The sequence below is a fragment of the Mycolicibacterium hodleri genome (assembly GCF_025822245.1).
Classification (GTDB): Bacteria; Actinomycetota; Actinomycetes; order Mycobacteriales; family Mycobacteriaceae; genus Mycobacterium; species Mycobacterium hodleri.
Genome location: NZ_JACKTL010000056.1, coordinates 130,402 through 150,910, shown reverse-complemented (window position 1 = coordinate 150,910; position 20,509 = coordinate 130,402). Strand labels below are relative to the sequence as shown.

21 protein-coding genes and 1 pseudogene are annotated in these 20,509 nt (G+C 70.4%); 16 read left to right on the top strand and 6 right to left on the bottom strand.

Annotated features, from left to right (window positions below):
• Nucleotides 1–738 (top strand): SDR family NAD(P)-dependent oxidoreductase, encoded by a 738-nt coding sequence (locus tag H7J06_RS24490; protein WP_264041921.1) that lies wholly within the window; start codon nucleotides 1–3, stop codon nucleotides 736–738.
• Between the two features lie 4 nt (nucleotides 739–742).
• Here H7J06_RS24490 and H7J06_RS24485 read toward each other — a convergent pair.
• From H7J06_RS24485 to H7J06_RS24475, 3 genes and pseudogenes are all read right to left on the bottom strand, one after another.
• Nucleotides 743–2,220, bottom strand: a pseudogene (locus H7J06_RS24485) (flavin-containing monooxygenase).
• Nucleotides 2,221–2,263: 43 nt separating this feature from the next.
• The gene (locus H7J06_RS24480; RefSeq protein ID WP_264041919.1) at nucleotides 2,264–3,232 is read right to left on the bottom strand and encodes an alpha/beta hydrolase; all 969 of its coding nucleotides are present in this window, start codon (nucleotides 3,230–3,232) and stop codon (nucleotides 2,264–2,266) included.
• Between the two features lie 5 nt (nucleotides 3,233–3,237).
• Nucleotides 3,238–4,179: an alpha/beta hydrolase gene (locus H7J06_RS24475; protein ID WP_264041917.1), complete on the bottom strand. Its 942-nt coding sequence runs from the start codon at nucleotides 4,177–4,179 to the stop codon at nucleotides 3,238–3,240.
• Between H7J06_RS24475 and H7J06_RS24470 the strand changes: the two genes are divergently transcribed.
• The 9 genes from H7J06_RS24470 to H7J06_RS24430 all read left to right on the top strand — a co-directional run bounded on the left by H7J06_RS24470 (nucleotide 4,145) and on the right by H7J06_RS24430 (nucleotide 13,657).
• A complete protein-coding gene (locus H7J06_RS24470; protein ID WP_264041915.1) occupies nucleotides 4,145–4,909 on the top strand; it encodes a lysoplasmalogenase in 765 nt (254 codons plus the stop codon). The two genes, H7J06_RS24475 and H7J06_RS24470, sit on opposite strands and share 35 nt — an antisense overlap.
• Entirely contained in the window at nucleotides 4,906–6,903 is a 1,998-nt protein-coding gene (locus tag H7J06_RS24465; protein ID WP_264041913.1) for a primosomal protein N', read from the top strand. Before H7J06_RS24470 ends, H7J06_RS24465 begins: the two co-directional genes overlap by 4 nt.
• A 4-nt stretch (nucleotides 6,904–6,907) precedes the next feature.
• Nucleotides 6,908–8,710 carry a DUF2207 domain-containing protein gene (locus tag H7J06_RS24460; RefSeq protein ID WP_264041911.1) on the top strand — a complete coding sequence of 601 codons (1,803 nt, stop codon included), beginning with the start codon at nucleotides 6,908–6,910 and terminating at the stop codon, nucleotides 8,708–8,710.
• A complete protein-coding gene (locus H7J06_RS24455; RefSeq protein ID WP_264041909.1) occupies nucleotides 8,704–9,240 on the top strand; it encodes a LemA family protein in 537 nt (178 codons plus the stop codon). The genes H7J06_RS24460 and H7J06_RS24455 overlap by 7 nt, the downstream gene beginning before the upstream one ends.
• Before the next feature lie 3 nt (nucleotides 9,241–9,243).
• On the top strand, nucleotides 9,244–10,176 hold the full coding sequence (gene fmt, locus H7J06_RS24450; protein WP_264041907.1) for a methionyl-tRNA formyltransferase: 933 nt from the start codon (nucleotides 9,244–9,246) through the stop codon (nucleotides 10,174–10,176).
• The gene (locus H7J06_RS24445) at nucleotides 10,173–11,564 is read left to right on the top strand and encodes an RsmB/NOP family class I SAM-dependent RNA methyltransferase (RefSeq protein WP_264041905.1); all 1,392 of its coding nucleotides are present in this window, start codon (nucleotides 10,173–10,175) and stop codon (nucleotides 11,562–11,564) included. Before fmt ends, H7J06_RS24445 begins: the two co-directional genes overlap by 4 nt.
• A gap of 32 nt (nucleotides 11,565–11,596) precedes the next feature.
• On the top strand, nucleotides 11,597–12,274 hold the full coding sequence (rpe, locus tag H7J06_RS24440; RefSeq protein WP_264041903.1) for a ribulose-phosphate 3-epimerase: 678 nt from the start codon (nucleotides 11,597–11,599) through the stop codon (nucleotides 12,272–12,274).
• Between the two features lie 8 nt (nucleotides 12,275–12,282).
• The gene (gene ribD / locus H7J06_RS24435; protein ID WP_264041901.1) at nucleotides 12,283–13,290 is read left to right on the top strand and encodes a bifunctional diaminohydroxyphosphoribosylaminopyrimidine deaminase/5-amino-6-(5-phosphoribosylamino)uracil reductase RibD; all 1,008 of its coding nucleotides are present in this window, start codon (nucleotides 12,283–12,285) and stop codon (nucleotides 13,288–13,290) included.
• A gap of 211 nt (nucleotides 13,291–13,501) precedes the next feature.
• A complete protein-coding gene (locus H7J06_RS24430) occupies nucleotides 13,502–13,657 on the top strand; it encodes a hypothetical protein (RefSeq protein ID WP_264041899.1) in 156 nt (51 codons plus the stop codon).
• Between the two features lies 1 nt (nucleotide 13,658).
• Here H7J06_RS24430 and H7J06_RS24425 read toward each other — a convergent pair whose 3' ends face one another.
• Both H7J06_RS24425 and H7J06_RS24420 read right to left on the bottom strand, forming a co-directional pair.
• Complete coding sequence (locus tag H7J06_RS24425; RefSeq protein ID WP_372515406.1) at nucleotides 13,659–15,218, bottom strand: MFS transporter; 1,560 nt, start codon at nucleotides 15,216–15,218, stop codon at nucleotides 13,659–13,661.
• An 8-nt stretch (nucleotides 15,219–15,226) separates the two neighbouring features.
• Complete coding sequence (locus tag H7J06_RS24420) at nucleotides 15,227–15,925, bottom strand: LppX_LprAFG lipoprotein (protein ID WP_264041896.1); 699 nt, start codon at nucleotides 15,923–15,925, stop codon at nucleotides 15,227–15,229.
• Between the two features lie 64 nt (nucleotides 15,926–15,989).
• On the opposite strand from H7J06_RS24420, the gene H7J06_RS24415 reads away from it, so the two are divergent.
• The 6 genes from H7J06_RS24415 to H7J06_RS24390 all read left to right on the top strand — a co-directional run bounded on the left by H7J06_RS24415 (nucleotide 15,990) and on the right by H7J06_RS24390 (nucleotide 20,056).
• Entirely contained in the window at nucleotides 15,990–16,478 is a 489-nt protein-coding gene (locus tag H7J06_RS24415; protein ID WP_264041894.1) for a GNAT family N-acetyltransferase, read from the top strand.
• A 21-nt stretch (nucleotides 16,479–16,499) separates the two neighbouring features.
• Nucleotides 16,500–17,108: a riboflavin synthase gene (locus tag H7J06_RS24410; protein WP_264041893.1), complete on the top strand. Its 609-nt coding sequence runs from the start codon at nucleotides 16,500–16,502 to the stop codon at nucleotides 17,106–17,108.
• 138 nt (nucleotides 17,109–17,246) lie between these two features.
• Nucleotides 17,247–17,618 carry an ANTAR domain-containing protein gene (locus H7J06_RS24405; protein WP_264041891.1) on the top strand — a complete coding sequence of 124 codons (372 nt, stop codon included), beginning with the start codon at nucleotides 17,247–17,249 and terminating at the stop codon, nucleotides 17,616–17,618.
• Nucleotides 17,619–17,802: 184 nt separating this feature from the next.
• The gene (locus tag H7J06_RS24400; protein ID WP_264041889.1) at nucleotides 17,803–19,107 is read left to right on the top strand and encodes a bifunctional 3,4-dihydroxy-2-butanone-4-phosphate synthase/GTP cyclohydrolase II; all 1,305 of its coding nucleotides are present in this window, start codon (nucleotides 17,803–17,805) and stop codon (nucleotides 19,105–19,107) included.
• Nucleotides 19,104–19,586: a 6,7-dimethyl-8-ribityllumazine synthase gene (ribH, locus tag H7J06_RS24395; protein WP_264041888.1), complete on the top strand. Its 483-nt coding sequence runs from the start codon at nucleotides 19,104–19,106 to the stop codon at nucleotides 19,584–19,586. The genes H7J06_RS24400 and ribH overlap by 4 nt, the downstream gene beginning before the upstream one ends.
• Entirely contained in the window at nucleotides 19,583–20,056 is a 474-nt protein-coding gene (locus tag H7J06_RS24390) for a PH domain-containing protein (protein WP_264041886.1), read from the top strand. The genes ribH and H7J06_RS24390 overlap by 4 nt, the downstream gene beginning before the upstream one ends.
• On the opposite strand, the gene H7J06_RS24385 is transcribed toward H7J06_RS24390, so the two are convergent.
• Nucleotides 20,031–20,492, bottom strand: coding sequence for a GNAT family N-acetyltransferase (locus tag H7J06_RS24385; protein WP_264041884.1), 462 nt, complete (start codon nucleotides 20,490–20,492; stop codon nucleotides 20,031–20,033). The two genes, H7J06_RS24390 and H7J06_RS24385, sit on opposite strands and share 26 nt — an antisense overlap.
• Nucleotides 20,493–20,509 lie beyond the last annotated feature (17 nt).

Here is a 20,509-nt window from a genome sequence, read left to right as displayed (position 1 = left end):
ATGGAACTCGGACTGTCGGGCAAGCGATTCCTGGTCACGGGCGGCACCAGGGGCATCGGCAGGGCGGTGGTCGACGGACTGCTGGCCGAGGGTGCAACCGTGGCCTACTGCGCCCGCACGGTCGAGGCGGGGGCGGGTGCCGAGTCGGCCATCGGCACCGCGGTCGACGTGGGTGACGCGGCGGCGCTCAAGAAGTGGGTGGACGACAGTGCCAGCGCCCTCGGCGGCATCGACGGCGTGGTGGCCAACGTGAGCGCACTCGCCATCGCGGACAGTCAGGAGAACTGGCGCACCAGCTTCGACGTCGACCTGATGGGCACCATCGGGCTGGTCGACGCGGCGCTGCCACAGCTGCTCGCGTCGGGTGCGGGCTCGATCGTGACGATCTCAAGCGTCTCCGGGCGGGAGATCGACTTCGCCGCGGGTCCGTACGGCACGATGAAGGCCGCGATCATCCACTACACGCAGGGGCTCGCATACAATCTCGCAGGCAAGGGCGTGCGGGCCAACACGGTGAGCCCGGGCAACACCTACTTTCCTGGCGGCGTGTGGCCCTCGATCGAGGAGAACGACCCCGAGCTCTTCGCCACGGCCCTCGGCCTCAATCCGACGGGCCGCATGGCCACCCCGCAGGAAGTCGCCAATGCCGTTGTCTTCCTGAGCAGTTCGGCGGCAAGCTTCATCACCGGCACCAACCTCGTCGTCGACGGCGCCCTGACCCGCGGCGTGCAGTTCTGACCGGTCAGCGGCTGAACTCGTAGTCGCCGAGCGGAAAGCGGCGACTGCGCCAGATGGCCTCCGCGGTGGTGGTGGGCCGTAGCGGCACGTCGCCGTTCTTGTCGAAGTAGTAGCTGTTGGCCAGGGCGCAGCTGTCCTGCCAGAAGATTTGGCGATGCCGCTTGCGCATCATCTCGGCGAAGAACCGGTCGTTGGCCGCGCCCGACACCTCGACGCGGGTGGCCGCCTCGCGGGCGGCCTGCGCGAGGCACCGGACGATGTGGTGGGTCTGGGTCTCGATGAGGGCGAAGTACGACGAACCGACGTAGCCGTAGGGCCCCATCACGGTGAAGAAGTTCGGGAAGCCGGGGATGCTGACGCCCTCGTAGGCCTGCAGCCGCTGCTCCGTCCAGAACCGGGCCAGCGACCGCCCGCCCGCCCCGGTCACCGGGAAGGTCGGAAGGCTGTCGACGTCCATCACGGCGAAGCCGGTCGCCAGGATCAGCACGTCGACCTCGTGCAGCGCTCCGTCGACGGTGGCGACCCCGGACCCGGTGACCTTCTCGATCGGCTCGGTGACCAACTCGACGTTGTCGCGGTTGTACGTCGACAAATAAGTGTTGTGGAATCCCGGTCGCTTGCACCCGACGGCGTACCGTGGCGTGAGCTTGTCGCGCACGACGGGATCGTGCACCTCGCGCTTCAAGTAGGCCCGCCCCATCTTCTCGGCGCGATTGGCCAGCGGGAAGCGTGTAGTACTGCGCCGAGATCGTGAACGTCAGCTCGACGTAGGCCTGGCTCAGCACCCGCTGGATCACCTTGCCACCCGGAATGCGCATCGCCCAGCGGGCCGCGGTGGGCAGCGGCACGTCGAGCTTCGGCATGCACCAGATGGGGGTGCGCTGAAATACGGTGAGCTGCTCGACGATCGGGGCGATCTCCGGGATCACCTGAACGGCCGAGGCGCCCGTGCCGATGATCGCCACGCGTTTGCCGGTCAGGTCCTGAGAGTGGTCCCACCGCGCGGTGTGCATCGTGACGCCGGAGAACCCGTCCACGCCGTCGACGTCGGGCAGCTTCGGCACGGTGAGCACGCCGCTGGCGTTGACCAGGAACCGCGCGGTCAGGGTGTCACCGTCGTCCAGTTGGACGCGCCAGCAGTCGGATTCGTCGTCGAAGGACGCGGCCGTCACCGTCGTGCCGAAGCGAATCTTGCCGCGTAGGCCGTAGCGGTCGACGCACCGCTCGGCGTACCGCTTGAGTTCGGCGCCCTTGGCGTAGGTGCGACCAGTCCGCGCTCTGCTCGAACGAGAACTGGTAGGAGAACGACGGAATGTCGACGGCGATGCCGGGATAGGTGTTCCAGTACCAGGTTCCACCGGGTTCCTCGCCGGCTTCGAGGATCTGGTAGTCGCCGAGGCCCGCCTTGTCGAGCTGGATCGCCGTGCCGATGCCGGAGAACCCGGCACCGACGATGACCGTGTGGAAGTCGGGTGCGGTCACGCGTTACCTCCGTCGACGTCGACTGGGCAGAAGGGTACGCCCGCTAGACCGGATGTAGGGCCGCCCTCAGCGCGGCCAGCCCGCGATTGGCGGCTTCGGCGGCCGCGGGTGAGGCCATCGCCAGGCTGACGTAGCCGTGCACCATCGTCGGTTCGTTGCTCAACTGAACGGGAACGTCTGCCGCCGCGAGCAATTCGGCGTACCGTCCGCCGTCGTCGCGCAGCGGGTCGTGCTCGGCGGTGCCGATGAAGGCGGGCGCCAGCCCGGCCAGCGTGGCCGCATTGGCCGGGGCGAGGTCGGTGGGCAGGGTCGTGGGGTCGGACATGTCGAGCCCGGGGAGGTACCACGTCAGGAAGGCCGTCATCACGTCGGCGTTGAGGATCGGGGCGTCCGCGTTCTCGACGAACGACGGCGCCGAGAGGTCACCGACGGCCACCGGATACCACAGCAACTGGAACACCAGCGGCGGTCCACCGGCGTCCCTGGCCCGCAGCGCCATCACCGCGGACAGATTGCCGCCGGCGGAGTCACCCGCGACGGCAATGCGCGACGGGTCCCCGCCGAGTTCCTCGGCATGTTCGGCGACCCACTGCAGCGCCGCCCAGGCGTCGTCGACGCCGGCGGGGAAGGGATGCTCCGGCGCCAGGCGGTAGTCGACCGACACCACGATCGCCTCGGCTCCGACGGCGTGCGCCCGGGCCACGTGGTCGTGGGTGTCGAGGTCGCCGATCGCCCAGCCGCCACCGTGGTAGAACACCACCACGGGCAGGTTGGCGTGCGCCTCGACGGGCGGCCAATAGATGCGGACCGGGACGTCGGTGAGGCCGCCGTAGCCGACCGTCCGCTCCTCGATGCGCATGTCCGGCAACATCTCCGCCGGCGGCTTCACCGCGCGGAACTTCTCGCGGGCCACCTCGACGCCGTCGTCGACGGTGAATTCGAGCGGCACCGCGTCGAGAAGCATCTTGAGGATGGGGTCGATTCCGGGCCGGTCGGACGTGGTCTCCGTCATGGTGCTCAGGCTAGCGCCCGACGCAGTGCCCCCAACCCGCGCTCGACGGCATCGGTCGCGGCGGGCACCACCCCGGCGTAGCCCAGATAGCCGTGCACCAGCGTCTCGGCGTTGTGCACCTCGACGGGCACCCCGGCGGCGCTCAGCAACTCGGCGTAGCGGATGCCGTCGTCGCGCAACGGGTCGTGACCCGCCACCGCGACGTACGCGGGCGCCAGCTCGGCGAAGTCCGTCGCCCGGCCGGGCACCAACGTCGCCGGCGGGTTTCCGAGGTCCTGGCCCTTCGCGTACCACCGGGAGAAGTCGGCGACCGCGTCCAGCGACAGGATCGGTGCGTCGGCGTTCTCGGTGAACGACGGCAGCGACGTGTCCCATGTCGTCGCCGGGTACCACAGCAGCTGGAAGGCGATCGGCGGCCCGCTCGTGTCGCGGGCCAGTTGGGCCACCACCGCGGCGAGGTTGCCGCCGGCCGAGTCGCCCGCGACCGCCAGCCGGGTCGGGTCCGCCCCGAGGTCGGCCGCGTGCTCGGCAACCCAACGGGTGGCCGCCCAGACGTCGTCGACGGCCGCGGGATACGGGTGCTCCGGTGCCAGGCGGTACTCCACCGACACCACCAGCGCGCCGGAGCCCACCGCGTGCCGGCGGGCGTCGTTGTCGTAGCTGTCCAGGTCGCCGACCACCCAGCCCCCGCCGTGGAAGAACATCGCCACCGGCACGGGTGCGTCGCCCGCCTCGGGCGGCCAGTACAGCCGGATCGGAATCGGTCCGCCGGGACCGTCGACCGTGCGGTCCTCGACGCGCACCTCCTGGTGCACCGGAGGCCGCGGCAGGTCGCGGAACCGCGCGCGGGCGGCTTCGGGCCCGCCGTCGGTCGTCAACTGGAAGGGGACCGCTTCCAGTACCTTCTGCAGGATGGCATCCAGGGGCGGCTTGTCGGGGACGGACATTGCCTCACCGTACGCATCGCGCGGGACGCGGCTGCCGTGGGGCGCGGCGGTGGTCGTCGGCGCCGGCTACGGCGTCTTCCTGGTCGTCGTGGCGCTCCGGTCGCCCGCCGGCGCCGAGCTGACCGGCCAGTTCGCCGCCCAACCCGCCGTCAAGGCGCTGACCGCGGTGCTGCTCGCGGCGGCGGCCCTGAGCCATCCCGTCCGGCGGGAGCGCCGCTGGCTGGTGCCGGCCCTGGTGCTGTCGGCGGCGGGGGACGTCTTCCTCGCGATGCCGTGGTGGGAGCCGTCGTTCGTGCTCGGACTCGGCGCGTTCCTCGTCGCGCACCTCTGCTTCCTGGCCGCGCTGCTGCCCCTGGCCGCCACCACTGCCGCCAGGGTGGCGGCCGCGGTCGTCGTCTGCGTCGCCTGCGTGGCGCTGCTTGTCTGGTTCTGGCCTTCCCTGCTCGCCGACGGCATGGCGATCCCGGTGGTCCTCTACATGGTGGTGCTCGCCGCGATGGTGTGTGCGGCTCTGCTGGCCGACCTGCCGACGCCGTGGACCGCGCTGGGTGCGGTGTGCTTCGCGGTGTCCGACGGGATGATCGGGATCGGGCGCTTCGTCCTGAGATCCGAGGCGCTGGCGGTACCGATCTGGTGGGCCTACGCGGCGTCGCTGCTGTTGATCACCGCCGGGTTGTTCTTCGGCCGCGGTCGGACGGCGTCGGGACTCTCTGTTACACAACCCGGGTGACCGACATCAGGCAGGCGGCCGAGCACGAGCCGATCGCCAGGGTGCTTCCCATGCTGTCGGTGCCACACCTCGACCGGGACTTCGACTACCTCGTCAGCGCCGAGCAGTCCGACGACGCCCAGCCCGGCGTACGGGTGAAGGTGCGCTTCCACGGCAGGCTGGTGGACGGGTTCGTCCTCGAACGCCGTTCCGACACCGACCACGACGGCAAGCTGGGCTGGCTGGACCGGGTGGTCTCCAACGAACGAGTCCTCACCCCCGACGTCCGGCGCCTGGTCGACGCGGTCGCCGCCCGGTACGCGGGCACCCGGCCCGACGTCCTGCGCCTCGCCGTCCCCCCACGGCACGCCACCGTGGAGAAGCAGCCCGTCCCCGACGCACCGCAGACGACGTCCCCGCCGGTCGACCCGACGGCGTGGGGCGACTACCACCGCGGCACGCAGTTCCTCGACGCACTCGCGGAGGGCCGGGCCGCCCGCGCGGTTTGGCAGGCGCTGCCGGGCGAACGGTGGACCGACCGGATGGCCGAGGCCGCCGCGGTGGTGGTGCAGTCGGGCCGTTCGGTGCTGGCCGTCGTCCCGGATCAGCGCGACGTGGACGCGCTGCACGAGGCGGCGCTCCGGCACGTCGGCGAGGGCGTGGCCGTCGCCCTGTCGGCGGGACTCGGCCCGTCGCAGCGCTACCGCCGCTGGCTGTCGGTGCTGCGGGGACACGCCCGATTCGTCATCGGCACCCGCAGCGCAGTGTTCGCACCCGTCGCCGACCTCGGGCTGGTGATGGTGTGGGACGACGGCGACGACACACTGTCCGAGCCGCGGTCGCCGTACCCGCACGCGCGCGAGGTGGCGATGCTGCGCGCCCACCAGCTGCGTTGCGCCGCGTTGATCGCCGGCTACGCCCGTACGGCCGAGGCACAGGCGCTGGTCGCCAGCCGATGGGCCCACGATCTGGTGGCCACCCGACCGACCGTGCGGACGCGCACCCCGCGGGTGGTCGCGCTCGACGACAGCGGTTTCACCCAGGAACGCGACGCCGCGGCGCACACCGCACGGTTGCCGACGATGGCGCTCGACGCGGCCCGGGCGGCGCTGCGGTCGGGCCACCCCGTGCTGGTTCAGGTGCCCCGGCGCGGCTACGTCCCGGCCCTGGCCTGTGGCAAGTGCCGCACCATCGCCCGGTGCAGGCACTGCACGGGGCCCATGTCGTTGCCCGACCGCGCGGCGGGAGCCGTCTGCCGGTGGTGCGGCCGCATCGAGCCGACCCTGCGCTGCGTGCGCTGCGGCTCCGACGCCGTCCGAGCCGTCGTCGTCGGAGCCCGGCGGACCGCGGAGGAACTAGGACGCGCCTTTCCCGGCACCACGGTGGTCACCTCCGGCGGCGACTCGATGGTCGCCGAGGTACCGGCCGCGCCGTCGCTCGTCGTGGCCACCCCCGGGGCGGAGCCCGCGGTGGTCGGTGGCTATGGCGCAGCGCTGCTGCTCGACGGTTGGGCGCTGCTCGGACGGCAGGACCTTCGGGCGTCCGAGGACGCGCTGCGCCGGTGGATGGCCGCCGCCGCGCTGGTCCGGCGTCGCGGGGACGGCGGAGTGGTGGCCGTCGTCGCCGAGTCGGCAATCCCGACCGTGCAGGCCCTGATCCGCTGGGATCCCGTCGGGCACGCCGAATCCGAGCTCGCGGCAAGGACCGAGGTCGGCCTGCCGCCCGCGGTTCACATGGCGGCCGTCGACGGTCCGCCGGCGGCCGTGGCGGCGTTGCTCGAGGCCGCACACCTGCCGGATCATTCGGACGTCCTGGGTCCGGTGGACCTTCCGCAGGGCGCGCGTGGGCTGCCGGGTACCGACCGCGACGCCGAGGTGGGTCGGATGCTCGTCCGGGTTCCACGCGCCACCGGCCTCGAATTGGCGTCGGCTCTTCGCCGCGCCACCGGAGTCTTCAGCGCCCGTCACGATCAGCCGCCGGTTCGCGTGCAAATCGACCCGTTGCACATAGGGTGAGCCCGTGAGGCGGATCTTCGGCTGGGTCGTCCTGGCGGCCCTGATCGCCGCCGGTCTGCTCTGGCCCCTGCTTCCCGGCGGCGGGTCGGGTTCCGCCGCGGCCGACGACCCCGTGGTGATCAGCGACTATCGGGCCGACTTCACCGTCGGTGCCGACGGCCGGCTCAACGCGGTCGAGACCATTCGGGGTGAGTTCCCCTCGGGTCGGCACGGCATCTTCCGGTACTGGGACGTCGCCAACCAGAACAGTCCGCGGGTGCGCCAGGAACCCGTCGTCACCTCCATCCTGATGGACGGCGAACCCGTTCCGTACCAACTGCTTTCGGAGTCCGGGGACCGGTTCCGGGTCGCCAAGATCGGCGATCCCGACAGCACGCTGGCCCCGGGCACGCACGTCTACGAGCTGCGATACGCCATCCCCGGCGTCCTCGACCCAGGGAGCACCGGCGAGAACCGTGGCTTCGCCAAGGTCGTCGGCGACCCCGACTCGACGTCGGCGTTCTTCTGGAACGTGATCGCACCGTCGTGGAACAACGAGATCCAACGGGTGCACGTCCGCGCGACGCTGCCGGCCGACGTCACCGGTGCCGAATGCTCCGTCGGCATCGGCACGGGCCGACCATGCGACGGGCTGTCGGTGTCGGGGAACACGGTCGAACTCAGCGCCGCGAACCTCGCCCCCCGCACACCGGTCACCCTGCGTGCGGGCGTCGACGCGCCCACCCCGGAGCGGCTCAGCCTGCCGTGGTCCTACGAGTGGGACCGCGTCCTCGGCCGCTCGCTCGGCGGCGTGGCGTGGGTGGTCGGCCTCTCGGCGGCCGGCGCGCTGATCGCCTACCTCTGGTACCGCACCACCGTCGAGCCGGACCCCGGCTTCCCGGTGCAATATGCGCCACCGCCCGGGCTGGGGCCCGTGCAGATCGAGTACATCCGCACCGAAGGCGTGCCCGCAAACGGGATCACCGCCACGCTCCTCTATGCCGCGGAACGCAATCTCGTCGAACTCAAGCAGGTCGACGACGACCAGTGGCACGTCCGTGGCACGGCCGACGCCCCGGCGTGGGCCGACGTCGACCCCGTGACCGTCGCCGTCGGGGCGGCCCTGCGGGTGACGGGGCGCGACAAGGTGTTCGAGGCCAAGAAGACCGCCGCCTCGGGCAAGAGGCTCTCCACGGCCAAGAGTGACATGGCCGAGGTGGTCCACGAGTGGGCGCTGGACGAGGGACTCGTGGTCACGCGCCGCAAGGAACTGTGGGTGCGCGCGGCCAACGGACTGGCCGTCATCCTGGCCGTGTGTGGGTTCTTCCGCTGGGGCTTCCCGGCCACCATGTGGGGGCTGCCGTTCGCGGCGTTCTTCCTGTTCTCCCGGCGGTCGTGGGCCGACGGCGTCGGGAAGCGGCGGACGGCGGCGGGTCGCCAATTGTGGTCTCAGGCAGGCGGATTCCACCGGCTGCTGTCCACCGACTCGGCCGAGACGCGGTTCGACTTCGCGGCCCGCAAGGACCTGTACACGGCGTACGTCCCGTTCGCCGTCGCCGGTGGTGTCGCAGCGCTCTGGGCGAAGAAGTACAGCGACACCGTGGGTGCCGCCGCCCCGCAACCCGAGTGGTATCAGACGTACCCGTCGTCGATCGGCTACGGCTCGAGCCAGTCCGGCGGAGCGGACTTCGACAGCTTCGAGTCGGCGTTGTCGTCGTCGATCAGCGCCTACACGGCGTCGCAGTCGTCGTCGTCCTCGTCGGGGGGCAGCAGCTTCAGCGGTGGTGGTGGCGGAGGCGGCGGCGGGGGAGGGGGAGGTTCGTGGTGACGTCGGTACTCGTTCTGGCGGTGGTGCTCCTGGTCTTGATCCTGGCGGCCTTCGTGTTGGGCTACAACAAGATTCGATCGGCCGACGTCCGGGTGTCGGAGGCCTTGGCCGGAATCGACGTCGAGCTCACCCGGCGGGCGTCGCTGATTCCCAGCCTGGTGCACACGGTGCAGACCTTCGCCGCCCACGAGAAGGGCGTGCTCGACCACGTCACCGATGCGCGCACCGCGCTCACCACCGCCACCGGTGGCGCGTCGGTCGCCGACCGCAGCGCCGCCGAGCGTGAGCTGGACACCGCGCTGCGACCACTGCTCGCTCTCGGCCAGAGCCATCCTCAGCTGAACTCGTCGAACAACTTCCTGAACCTTCAGGACAACCTCGCCGACACCGAGAACAAGCTTGCGTTCGCCCGCCAGTACTACAACGACGCGGTCGCCACGCTGAACAAGACCCTCACCACGATTCCGTGGATGTTCGTCGCCCCGCTGGCCGGAGTGTCCGAACGCGAGTACTACCAGATCAACGGTTGAGAATTGCGAATCATCTTTGCGGGCACCCCAGAACCCGCTCTTCCCTCCCTGCGTCGACTCGTCGACTCCCCGCACCACGATGTGATCGCCGTGCTGACCCGCCCCGACGCCGCCTCTGGCCGGCGCGGAAAGCCGGCACCGTCCCCGGTGGCCCGCTTCGCCCTCGACGCGGGCATCCCGGTGCTGCGGCCCACGCGGCCCAACGACGACGAGTTCGTCGCCGAGCTCCGCGACCTCGCCCCCGACTGCTGTGCGGTGGTGGCCTACGGCGCGCTGCTGCGCGACGGGTTGCTGGCCGTCCCGCGGCTCGGCTGGGTCAACCTGCACTTCTCGCTGCTGCCCGCGTGGCGGGGCGCCGCCCCCGTGCAGGCCGCGATCGCCGCGGGCGACGAGGTGACCGGTGCCACGACGTTCCTCATCGAGCCCAGCCTGGACTCGGGGCCGGTGTTCGGCGTGGTGACCGAGACCGTGCGGCCCACCGACACGGCGGGCGACCTTCTCGAACGCCTGTCGATCTCGGGGGCGATGCTGCTGGAGCGGACGATGGACGGCATCGCCGACGGTTCGCTCGCGGCGGTCCCGCAGCCGTCCGACGGGGTCACCGTCGCGCCGAAGATCACCGTCGAGGAGGCGCGGGTGCGGTGGGATCTCCCCGCCCAGGTGGTCGACCGTAGGATTCGCGCCGTGACTCCCAACCCCGGTGCGTGGACCATGATCGGCGACCTCCGGATCAAGGTCGGTCCGGTGACGCTCGACGAGGAGAGCCAGGAAGCGTTGCCGCCCGGCCTGATTCGCGTCGACCGACAGGGCGTTCACGTGGGAACGTCGTCGACTCCCGTGCTGCTCGGTGAGATCCAACCGCCCGGCAAGAAACCGATGAGGGCGGCGGACTGGGCCAGGGGCGCCCGGCTCGACGAGAACGCGGTGGCCCGGTGACCCGGCCGCAGGGCAGGCGTCGGCCGCCGCGCAAACCGCTGGACCCGGCGCGCCAGGCCGCCTTCGACGTGCTGCGGGCCGTTTCGGAGCGGGACGCCTACGCCAACCTGGTGCTGCCCACGCTGCTTCGCGAGCGGCAGATCTCGGGGCGCGACGCCGCCTTCGCCACCGAACTCGCCTACGGCGCCTGCCGGGCGCTCGGGCTGCTGGACGCCGTCATCGTGCATGCGACGAACCGTCCACTCGACCGCATCGACCCCGTCCTGCTCGACCTGCTGCGACTGGGGTCCTATCAACTGCTGCGCACCCGCGTCGACGCCCACGCCGCGGTGGACACCGCCGTCGAGCAGGCTGCCATCGAATTCGACACCGCCCGTGCGGGATTCGTCAACGGCACGCTGCGGACGATTGCGTCCCGCGACGAAGCGTCCTGGGTTGCCGAACTGGCCCCGCCCGCCGACACGGATCCGGTCGGCAACATCGCCTTCACCCACGCGCACCCGCGGTGGATCGCGCAGTCGTTCGCGGACGCACTCGGTGCCGACGCCGGCGAACTGAGGGCACTGCTGGCCAGCGACGACGACCGGCCGCTGGTGCACCTGGCCGCCAGGCCCGGCGTGTTGACCGCCGACGAGCTGGCCGCGGCCGTCGACGGTGACGTCGGCCGGTACTCGCCGTACGCCGTGTACCTGTCGGGGGGTGATCCCGGGCAGCTCGACGCCCTGCGCGACGGCCAAGCCCAGGTGCAGGACGAGGGCAGCCAGCTGGTGGCCCGCGCCCTGACGCTGGCACCCGTCGAGGGCACCGACGAGCGGTGGCTGGACCTGTGCGCCGGTCCCGGCGGCAAGGCCACCATCCTGGCCGCCGTCGCCGCCGGGAGGGGCGCTCGCGTGACGGCCGTGGAACCGACGCCGCACCGCGCCGAGCTCGTCGAACAGGCGTTGCGCGGCCTGGACGTCGACGTCCTCCGGGTCGACGGTCGGGAGACGGGTCTGCCCCCTGCGTCCTTCGACCGGGTTCTCGTCGACGCGCCCTGCACCGGGCTCGGCGCCCTGCGGCGCCGACCCGAGGCGCGGTGGCGTCGGCAACCCGGCGACGTGCCCGGCCTGGCCAAGCTGCAGAAGCAACTGCTGGCCGCGGCCGTCGAGCTGACGCGCGACGGTGGTGTCGTGCTGTACGCCACGTGCTCTCCGCATCTTGCGGAGACGGTCGGCGTGGTGGCCGACGCACTGCGCCGCCAGCCCGTCACGGCCGTCGACGCCCGGCCGCTGTTCGAGGGCGGCCCGACGCCGATTCCCGACCTCGGTTCGGGGCCGTACGTCCAGCTGTGGCCACACCGACACGGCACGGACGCGATGTTCGCGGCCGCGCTCAAGGTCCAGCGGTGAGTGCGAGCAGGCCGGAATCTAAGCTTGCCGCCATGGCACAACCCTTGATCGCGCCGTCGATTCTGGCCGCCGACTTCGCGCGCCTCGCCGACGAGACCGCCGCCGTGACCGGCTCCGACTGGCTGCACGTCGACGTGATGGACAACCACTTCGTGCCAAATCTGACGCTTGGCCTGCCGGTCGTGGAGAGCCTGCTGAAGGCCACGGACATCCCGATGGACTGCCACCTGATGATCGACGACCCCGCTCGGTGGGCACCGCCGTACGCCGAGGCGGGCGCCTACAACGTCACCTTCCACGCCGAGGCCACCGACGACCCGGTTGCCGTGGCCCGCGACATCCGGGCGGCGGGCGCCAAGGCCGGGTTGAGCGTCAAGCCCGGTACCCCGATCGAGCCGTACCTGGAGATCCTCCGTCAGTTCGACACCCTTCTGGTCATGTCGGTCGAACCGGGGTTCGGCGGCCAGAAGTTCATGCCCGAGGTGTTGTCCAAGGTCACCGCGGTGCGACGCCTGGTCGACGCGGGCGAGCTGACGATCGTCGTGGAGATCGACGGCGGCATCAACGCCGACACCATCGAGGCGGCGGCCGAGGCGGGGGTGGACTGCTTCGTGGCGGGCTCGGCGGTCTTCGGTGCCACCGACCCCGGGCAGGCCGTGGAGAGCCTCCGCCGTCAGGCCGCCGCGGCGTCCAAGCACCTGTCGTCCTGACCGCGCCGATGAACGTCGAGGACGCCATGCGGTCGGCCGTCGCCCAGGCCGACGGCGTCAAGGGCACCACCTACCCGAACCCGCCGGTCGGTGCGGTGATCCTGGACCGCGACGGTGACGTCGCGGGGGTCGGGGCCACCCAGCCGGCCGGGGGGCCGCACGCGGAGGTCGTCGCGCTGCGGCGCGCCGGTGAACGGGCGGTCGGCGGCGTGGCAGTGGTGACCCTGGAACCCTGCAACCACCACGGCCGCACCCCGCCCTGCGTGGACGCGCTCATCGCCGCCGGCGTCGCGACGGTGGTGTACGCGATCGCCGATCCGAATCCGGTGGCCGCCGGGGGAGCCAAGCGCCTGGCCGACGCCGGCATCGCGGTCGAGGTCGGGCTGCTCGCCGAGGACGTCGCCGGCGGTGCGCTGCGCGAATGGCTGCACCGGCAGCGCACCGGGCGCCCCCATGTGACGTGGAAGTTCGCCTCGAGCGTCGACGGGCGCAGCGCCGCCGCCGACGGCAGCAGCCAGTGGATCACCAGCGACGTCGCCCGGGCCGACGTGCACCGGCTCCGTGCGGTCGCCGACGCGATCGTGGTCGGCACGGGCACCGTGCTCGTCGACGACCCGACGCTCACGGCGCGGCTGCCGGACGGGTCGCTGGCAGATCGGCAACCGTTGCGCGTCGTGGTCGGCGAGCGTGACGTCTCGTCGGACGCCAAGGTCCTCAACGACGACTCGCACACGATGCTGATCCGCACACGCGATCCGCACGAGGTGATCCAGGCGCTGTCGGACCGGACGGCCGTGCTGCTGGAGGGCGGCCCCACGCTCGCGGGGGCGTTCCTGCGAGCGGGCGTGGTCGACCGGATCCTGGCCTACGTCGCCCCGATCTTGCTCGGCGGACCGATCACCGCGGTCGACGACGTCGGGGTCGCCAGCATGGTCGCGGCCCAACGGTGGCGCTACGACGGCGTCCTGCGGCTCGGACCCGACATCCGGATGAGTCTGGTGCCGGCGTCGCTCTAGGTGAGACCTGCAATTGGCTTGCCCGGCAATGTGACTGGCGTCACGCGGGAATATCCCCTGTTCGGATACTCGTTACCTCTTCGAGACCTCAACCGCCCCACGTGGACCCGGCTGGTGTCGGTGGTCCCCGTAAAATCGGAACCAAGGTCGTGGCCAACAGGCCCAGGCTGCCCGTTGACTCGGGCACCCCAGTAACGAAGGACGAAGAGCAATGACTGCACTGCAGGACTGGCTCAGCTTTCGCCCCGCCGATCAGAACTCCATCGTCGACGTGGTGTTCCGCCCACTGCGCGCGGTGCTGAGCGCCCCGGATTCCGAAGCCAGAACCCAACTCAAGCTGCTCACCCCCGGCGTCGAGCGCTGCTGATCTAGCGCTCTGCGCCGACCGGCACGGTCGTCGCGTCCAGTTCCTCGGCGTGCTCGTGCTTGCCGGCGATCAGCAAGCCGAGCAGCGCGCCTACTCCGCAGACGACCATCGTGATGAAGAAGATCTGCCCGTACTGCATCGTGTAGGCGGTTCGCACGTTGGCGGCCAGCTGCGCGCCGATCTCCAACAGGTTCTTGCCCTTGGGCTTCGGCATCTCGGCGAGGTACTGGTTGAACTTGTACAGCCCCCACGCGCTGAGGGACGCCAGCCCGATGAGCATGCCGATCATCCGGGACACGACCACGGCGGCGGACGCGATGCCGTGCTGGGAGCCGGGCACGGTGCGCAGCGTCGCCGACGTCAACGGTCCGATCACCAGGCCGAGGCCCAGGCCGGCGAGGATCAGGTCGGTGTCGAACGTGGGCAGCGTGAACAGCACCAGGTCGTGGTGCGCCGAGAGCACGTCGACGTTCCAGTGCGACACCAGCCAGTAGCCGAACGCCGCGATCACCAGTCCGACGAACGCGACGATGCGGTCGCCGATGCGGGTGGCGATGAAGCCGCCGAGGACCGCGCCGACGGGCAGCGCCCCCAGGAACCACAGCAGCAGGAGCACGGTCTCGTTCTGCTCCTTGCCGAGCACGCCCTGGCCGAACAGTTCGACGTTGACCAGCGTGACCATCAGGGCCGCGCCGGTACAGAGCGACGCACCGAGGGCGGCGAGGAACGGCCGGAACTTCACCCCGGTCGGATCGATGAGCCGGGTCTTGGCGAACTTCTCCCACACGAAGAAGGCGATCGCCGCCACCAACGCCACGCCGAGCACGGGCAGCCCCCAGCTGGGGAACACCTGCTTGCCGTCGGGCGACGGGTTGTACATGCCGAAGACCATCAAACCCAGCGCGACGGCCAGCAGCACACCGCCGACGACGTCGACCTTCTCCCGCGGCTCGTCCGGGTCTCGCGACGGCAGGCTGAAGTGGATCATCACCATGGCGATGATCGCGAGCGGCACGTTGATCCAGAACACGTCACGCCACGAGCTCAACGCCCAGACCACCGCGACGCCGTACAGCGGACCCAGGACGGCGCCCAGCTCCTGTGCCGCGCCGATGCCGCCGAGCACGGAGGCCCGGCTCTTCGCGGCCCACAGGTCGGCCGCCAGGGCCAGGGTCACCGGCAACAGCGCGCCGCTGGCCGTGCCCTGCAGGAATCGGCCGATGACGATGGTGAACAGGTCGTCCGACAGCGCGGTCACCACGGACCCGACGGCGAAGCCCGCCAGGCTGACCTGCAGCACCAGCTTGCGGCCGAAGCGGTCCGAGGCCCGTCCCAGCAGCGGCATCGCGGCGATGTACCCGAGGAGGTACATGGTGATGATCGGGGTGACGCGCTGAATCTGGTTCAGCGAGATCCCGATGTCTCGCATGATGTCGTTGATGACGGTGATCACGACGTAGGTGTCGAGGGCGCCGAGGAGGACCGCGAGTCCACCCGCACTGATCGCAATCCGCCGGTTGGTCGCCTTCGGCTGGGCGGTGCCGTCGGCCTTGGACGTCACGCGAGGCATTACGCGGCGGGCTTGGTGACGGTGACGGTCTTGCCCCAGTCGCTCAACGTCATCTGGACGCTGTTGCCCTCACTGGGGTCGAGCTTGGCCTGGATCAGCGCGTGGTCGCCGTCCTCGGTGATCCACGCGGTGGCCGGAACGTCGCCGGAGGCACCGAGGTTGGCGAGCCCGTTGACGGCCGCGGCGTTGACCTTGCCGGTGACCTTGACCGTGTTCACGCCGTTGATCGTCTCGCGGCCCTCGGCCTTCGGATCGGTGAAGTTGGCGAGCACGTTGGCCAGGCCGACCTTCGGGTTGAGGATCTTCGACACGTCGTAGATCTCCGCCGCGGGGCCGAAGTTGGTGAAGCTGCCGGGCGTGAGAGCGCCGTACAGGTCGCCGTCGGCGACCACGAAGTCGACGTCCTTGAAGGTCTGGCCGAACGCGATGATGCTGGCCTTGCCCTGGGCCGCGACCACGGGCACGTTGGTGAGGTCGCCGGTGAGGGTCTCGATCGGCAGCTCCTTGATCTTGCCGGTCACCGTCAGGGCCAGGTGCACGCTCTTCTGCGCGCTGGTGGTGGCGTTGGATTCCTTGAGCAGCGACGCCGCGTCGGGCAGCGGTGCGTTTGACTTCTCCGACGACGAGCCACAACCCGCGATGAGCAGGATTGCAGCGAAGATGGACACGAGGACGGCAATGCGAGGGCGCGTCTGCATGAGTGCATCGTAGTGGGTGCGGCCGGGTGGACCGTTGCCCGAGGTACCGGGTACAAACGTTCACGTGCCTACTGAGCTGGTCTTTCGCCCCGTCCCCTCCGACGTCGGCGACGCCGCCGCACTGGTCGCGGCGATGCTGGCGGAGATGCGCGAGCTCTATTGGGACGTCGGCGGATCGGGTGGTCTCGACCTCGACTCACCCGACATGCCCAAGGCCGGCCCCGCGGAGCTGGGACCGCCCGGTGGGGTGTTCCTGGTCGGCTACCGGGACGACGCCGCGGTGTGCGGCGGTGGTCTCAAACGGTTGCCGGACGGGGCCTGCGAGATCAAACGGATGTACGTCGTCCCCGAGGCCAGGGGACAGGGCGTCGCCCGAGAGTTGTTGCACGCCTTGGAGGATGCGGCCCGCGCCATCGGCTACACGATCGCCCGGCTGGACACCGGCCCACGGCAAACTCACGCCCAACGGCTCTACGAGCGCGAGGGCTATCGCGCGATTGCCAACTTCAACGACAACCCGGTGGCGACGTACTTCGGGGAGAAGCGGCTCTGACACCCGACTAGCCTTGGACGAATGTTCACCGGCATCGTCGAAGAGTTGGGCGAGGTCGTCGGCAAGGAAGACCTCGCCGACGCGGCCCGATTCGTCATCCGCGGCCCGCTCGTCACCACCGACGCCGGGCACGGCGACTCGATCGCCGTCAACGGCGTCTGTCTCACCGTCGTCGACCTGTTGCCCGACGGGGCGTTCACGGCCGACGTGATGGCCGAGACGCTGAACCGCTCCAGCCTGCAGGGCGTCGGGGTGGGCAGCCAGGTCAACCTGGAGCGCGCCGCGGCGGTGAACAGCCGACTCGGTGGCCACATCGTGCAGGGGCACGTCGACGGCACCGGCCGGGTGCTCACCAGGACGCCGTCCGAGCACTGGGAGGTGGTGCGCATCTCACTGCCCGACACGGTCTCGCGGTACGTCGTGGAGAAGGGCTCCATCACCGTCGACGGCATCTCCCTGACGGTGTCCGCGATCGGACCGGACTGGTTCGAGGTGTCGCTGATTCCGACCACTCTGCAGTTGACGACGCTCGGGCGCGCCGAGGTCGGCACCGCGGTCAACCTCGAGGTCGACGTGATCGCGAAGTACGTCGAGCGGCTCTTGTCTCACCGCGATCACGCCGGCGGCTAAACCCCGGCCGCGAACGCGATGCCCGAATGCGAGATGTCGAACGAATGGTTCAGTAAAATCCATCCTTGGGCGTGCGCGCGTCGAATATCGGGTGAACACCGCCAACCGTCCGCTGCACTGGCAGCCGAACGACGCCTCGTGACCGGAGTGGAGATGCAGGACCCCGAGCAGCGGATCACCGAGGCCCTTCGAGCCATCACCGAGCGTCGCGCCGTCATCGAGCAGGCCAAGGGCATGCTGATGCTCGTCTACGGGGTCGACTCCGACGAAGCGTTCGACGTCCTCCGCAAGCAGTCCCAGGACAACAACGTCAAGCTGAACCTGGTCGCCGAACAGGTGATGAAGGATCTCGTCGAACTGGCGCGCACCAAGGGACCGGTGCGTCAGCTCGCCCTCGGGGGCCTCATCGCCGCGGCGAGCCAGCGAATCAAGCACAGCGCCGTCCGGCAGCTCGACGGGGAAAGCAAGACCGGCGTCCCCGTGAAGGAACTCGGGCGGCCGCCGCGATAGGCGCAGGCGACGACTTTCCGCCCCGGCTGAGCGGAATGTCCACCCTGCTCAGAGCGCCTGGCGGGAGCGGGCAATAAGTGCTGCCTCCGGTTGGTTCATACTGAAGGACACTGACCGACGTCGAACGACGTAGTAGGGCGCATCGCACGATGGTTCCGATAGCGGAACGGCAAGGGTGGCAAGGATGACGAGGCTGGATTCCGTCGAGCGGGCGATAGCCGACATCGCCGCGGGCAAGGCCGTCGTCGTCATCGATGACGAGGATCGCGAGAACGAGGGCGATCTGATCTTCGCCGCCGAGAAGGCCACCCCCGAGCTGGTGGCGTTCATGGTCCGGTACACCTCCGGCTACCTGTGCGTTCCGCTGTCCGGTGAGGTCTGCGACCGGCTCGGTCTGCTCCCGATGTACGCCGTCAACCAGGACAAGCACGGCACCGCCTACACCGTGACCGTCGACGCCAAGAACGGCGTGGGCACCGGGATTTCGGCCTCCGACCGGGCGACGACGATGCGATTGCTCGCCGACCCGACTGCGGCCGCCGGGGACTTCACCAGGCCCGGGCACGTCGTGCCGCTGCGGGCCAAGGAAGGCGGTGTTCTGCGCCGGCCCGGCCACACCGAGGCGGCCGTCGACCTGGCCATGCTCGCCGGTCTGCAGCCCGCGGGGGCCATCTGCGAGATCGTCAGCCAGAAGGACGAGGGCGAGATGGCCCAGACCGACGAGCTGCGGGTCTTCGCCGACGATCACGACCTCGCCCTCATCTCGATCGCCGACCTCATCGAGTGGCGGCGCAAGCACGAGAAGCACATCGAGCGAATCGCCGAGGCCCGCATCCCGACCCGTCACGGCGAGTTCCGCGCGGTGGGCTACACCAGCATCTACGACGACGTCGAGCACGTCGCGTTGGTCCGCGGCGACATCACCGGTGGCGGATCCGACGGCGGTGCCGATCACGATGGCCACGACGTGCTGGTCCGGGTGCACTCCGAATGTCTGACCGGTGACGTCTTCGGTTCGCGGCGCTGCGACTGCGGTCCGCAGCTCGACGCCGCGATGGCGATGGTCGCCCGCGAGGGCCGCGGCGTGGTGCTCTACATGCGTGGGCACGAGGGCCGCGGCATCGGCCTGCTGCACAAGCTGCAGGCCTACCAACTTCAGGACGCCGGCGAGGACACCGTCGACGCCAACCTCAAGCTCGGGTTGCCCGCCGATGCCAGGGATTACGGCATCGGCGCCCAAATTCTGGTGGACCTCGGGGTCCGCTCGATGCGGCTGTTGACGAACAACCCCGCCAAGCGCGTGGGTCTGGACGGGTACGGACTGCACATCATCGAGCGGGTGCCGTTGCCGGTGCGCGCCAACGCCGAGAACATCCGATACCTGATGACCAAACGCGACCGGATGGGCCACGACCTCACCGGTCTCGACGATTACGACGAGACGGTGTATCCGCTGCCCGCGGCGACCGACGCGGGATCCGCGCAGTGAGCGGTGGCGCAGGCGTTCCGGACATGCCGGCGGTCGACGCCGCCGGCCTCAAGCTGGCCATCGTGGCGAGCACCTGGCACACCACCATCTGTGACGCCCTGCTCGAGGGTGCGCGGCGGACCGCGGCAGCCTCCGGGGTGGCCGACCCCGACGTGGTCCGCGTCCTCGGTGCGATCGAGATACCGGTCGTGGCACAGCAATTGGCCAAGTCGCACGACGCCGTCGTGGCGCTCGGCGTCGTCATCCGCGGTCAGACCCCACACTTCGACTACGTCTGCGACGCCGTCACGGCGGGATTGACGCGGGTCTCGCTCGACGAGGGCACGCCCGTCGCCAACGGCGTGCTGACCACCAACGACGAGAAGCAGGCCCTCGACCGGGCCGGGTTGCCCGGCTCCGCAGAGGACAAGGGCGCCCAGGCGGCCGCCGCGGCCCTCTCGACCGCGCTCGTGCTGCGGGACCTGCGCACGAAGCCGTGACCGACCCCGCCTGCGACCTCGAGGTCAGGCCCCACCTGACGCCGTACTTCGCCTACGGCGCGGCGTTCCTGATCGCCGTCGCCCACATCGCCGTCGGGTTCCTGCTCAAGGTCGGCTCCTCCGGGGTCATCTTCCGTACGGCCGACCAGGTCGCCATGGGAGTGCTCGGCGTCATCATCGGATGCCTCGTCCTGATGTTCGCGCGCCCAAGGCTTCGGGTCGGTCCCGACGGTCTCGCCGTCCGGAACCTGTTGGGCTACCGCCTGATTCCCTGGTCGGACGTCGTCGACGTGTCGTTCCCGAAGGGCGCGCGGTGGGCGCGCGTCGACCTGCCCGACGACGAGTACGTTCCGTTGATGGCGATCCAATCGGTGGACAAGGAGCGTGCGGTCGACGCGATGGACGCCGTGCGGGCCCTGGTGGCCAGGTACCGTCGGCCCGAGGTCAACCGACGCTCAGCGACATCGTGACCTCGTGGGCCTTCGACGGGCCCTCGACGACACCGAAGCCCAGTCGCTCGTAGATCCCCCGGGCGGCCGCGTTGCCGGAGTCGACGCGAAGGGTCACCACGCGCGCCCCCTGGGTCCTGGCCCAGTCGACTGCCGCGCTCACCAGCTGGTGTCCGAGCCCGCGGCCCCGCACGGCCGGTTCGAGCCACAGCGAGTAGAGGTACACCACGTCGACGCTCTGGCGTTGGGCGCCGATCAGACCGACCAGGTCGTCGGCGAGGAGGGCGAACTGGGCATGGGCCCGCAACCTGCGCCGCCACTGGGCGGCGGTGAAGGCCAGCTCCTCGTGGTACTGCCGGTCGTCGGTGCCGAGGGTGTCGGTCAGCGCCCGAAGGCGCAGCGTCGCGAACGCGCGCCAGTCCGCTTCGACGAGCCGTGTGACGGTGGGGGCACTCATGCAGCGTCGCATGACTC

Excerpts from the sequence above, each read along its gene's own strand:
- H7J06_RS24490 (WP_264041921.1), top strand. The coding sequence starts at position 1 with ATGGAACTCGGACTGTCGGGCAAGCGATTCCTGGTCACGGGCGGCACC.
- H7J06_RS24480 (WP_264041919.1), bottom strand. The coding sequence starts at position 3,232 with ATGACGGAGACCACGTCCGACCGGCCCGGAATCGACCCCATCCTCAAG.
- H7J06_RS24470 (WP_264041915.1), top strand. The coding sequence starts at position 4,145 with ATGGCATCCAGGGGCGGCTTGTCGGGGACGGACATTGCCTCACCGTAC.
- H7J06_RS24475 (WP_264041917.1), bottom strand. The coding sequence starts at position 4,179 with ATGTCCGTCCCCGACAAGCCGCCCCTGGATGCCATCCTGCAGAAGGTA.
- rpe (WP_264041903.1), top strand. The coding sequence starts at position 11,597 with ATGGCACAACCCTTGATCGCGCCGTCGATTCTGGCCGCCGACTTCGCG.
- ribD (WP_264041901.1), top strand. The coding sequence starts at position 12,283 with ATGAACGTCGAGGACGCCATGCGGTCGGCCGTCGCCCAGGCCGACGGC.
- H7J06_RS24430 (WP_264041899.1), top strand. The coding sequence starts at position 13,502 with ATGACTGCACTGCAGGACTGGCTCAGCTTTCGCCCCGCCGATCAGAAC.
- H7J06_RS24420 (WP_264041896.1), bottom strand. The coding sequence starts at position 15,925 with ATGCAGACGCGCCCTCGCATTGCCGTCCTCGTGTCCATCTTCGCTGCA.
- H7J06_RS24410 (WP_264041893.1), top strand. The coding sequence starts at position 16,500 with ATGTTCACCGGCATCGTCGAAGAGTTGGGCGAGGTCGTCGGCAAGGAA.
- H7J06_RS24400 (WP_264041889.1), top strand. The coding sequence starts at position 17,803 with ATGACGAGGCTGGATTCCGTCGAGCGGGCGATAGCCGACATCGCCGCG.
- H7J06_RS24385 (WP_264041884.1), bottom strand. The coding sequence starts at position 20,492 with ATGAGTGCCCCCACCGTCACACGGCTCGTCGAAGCGGACTGGCGCGCG.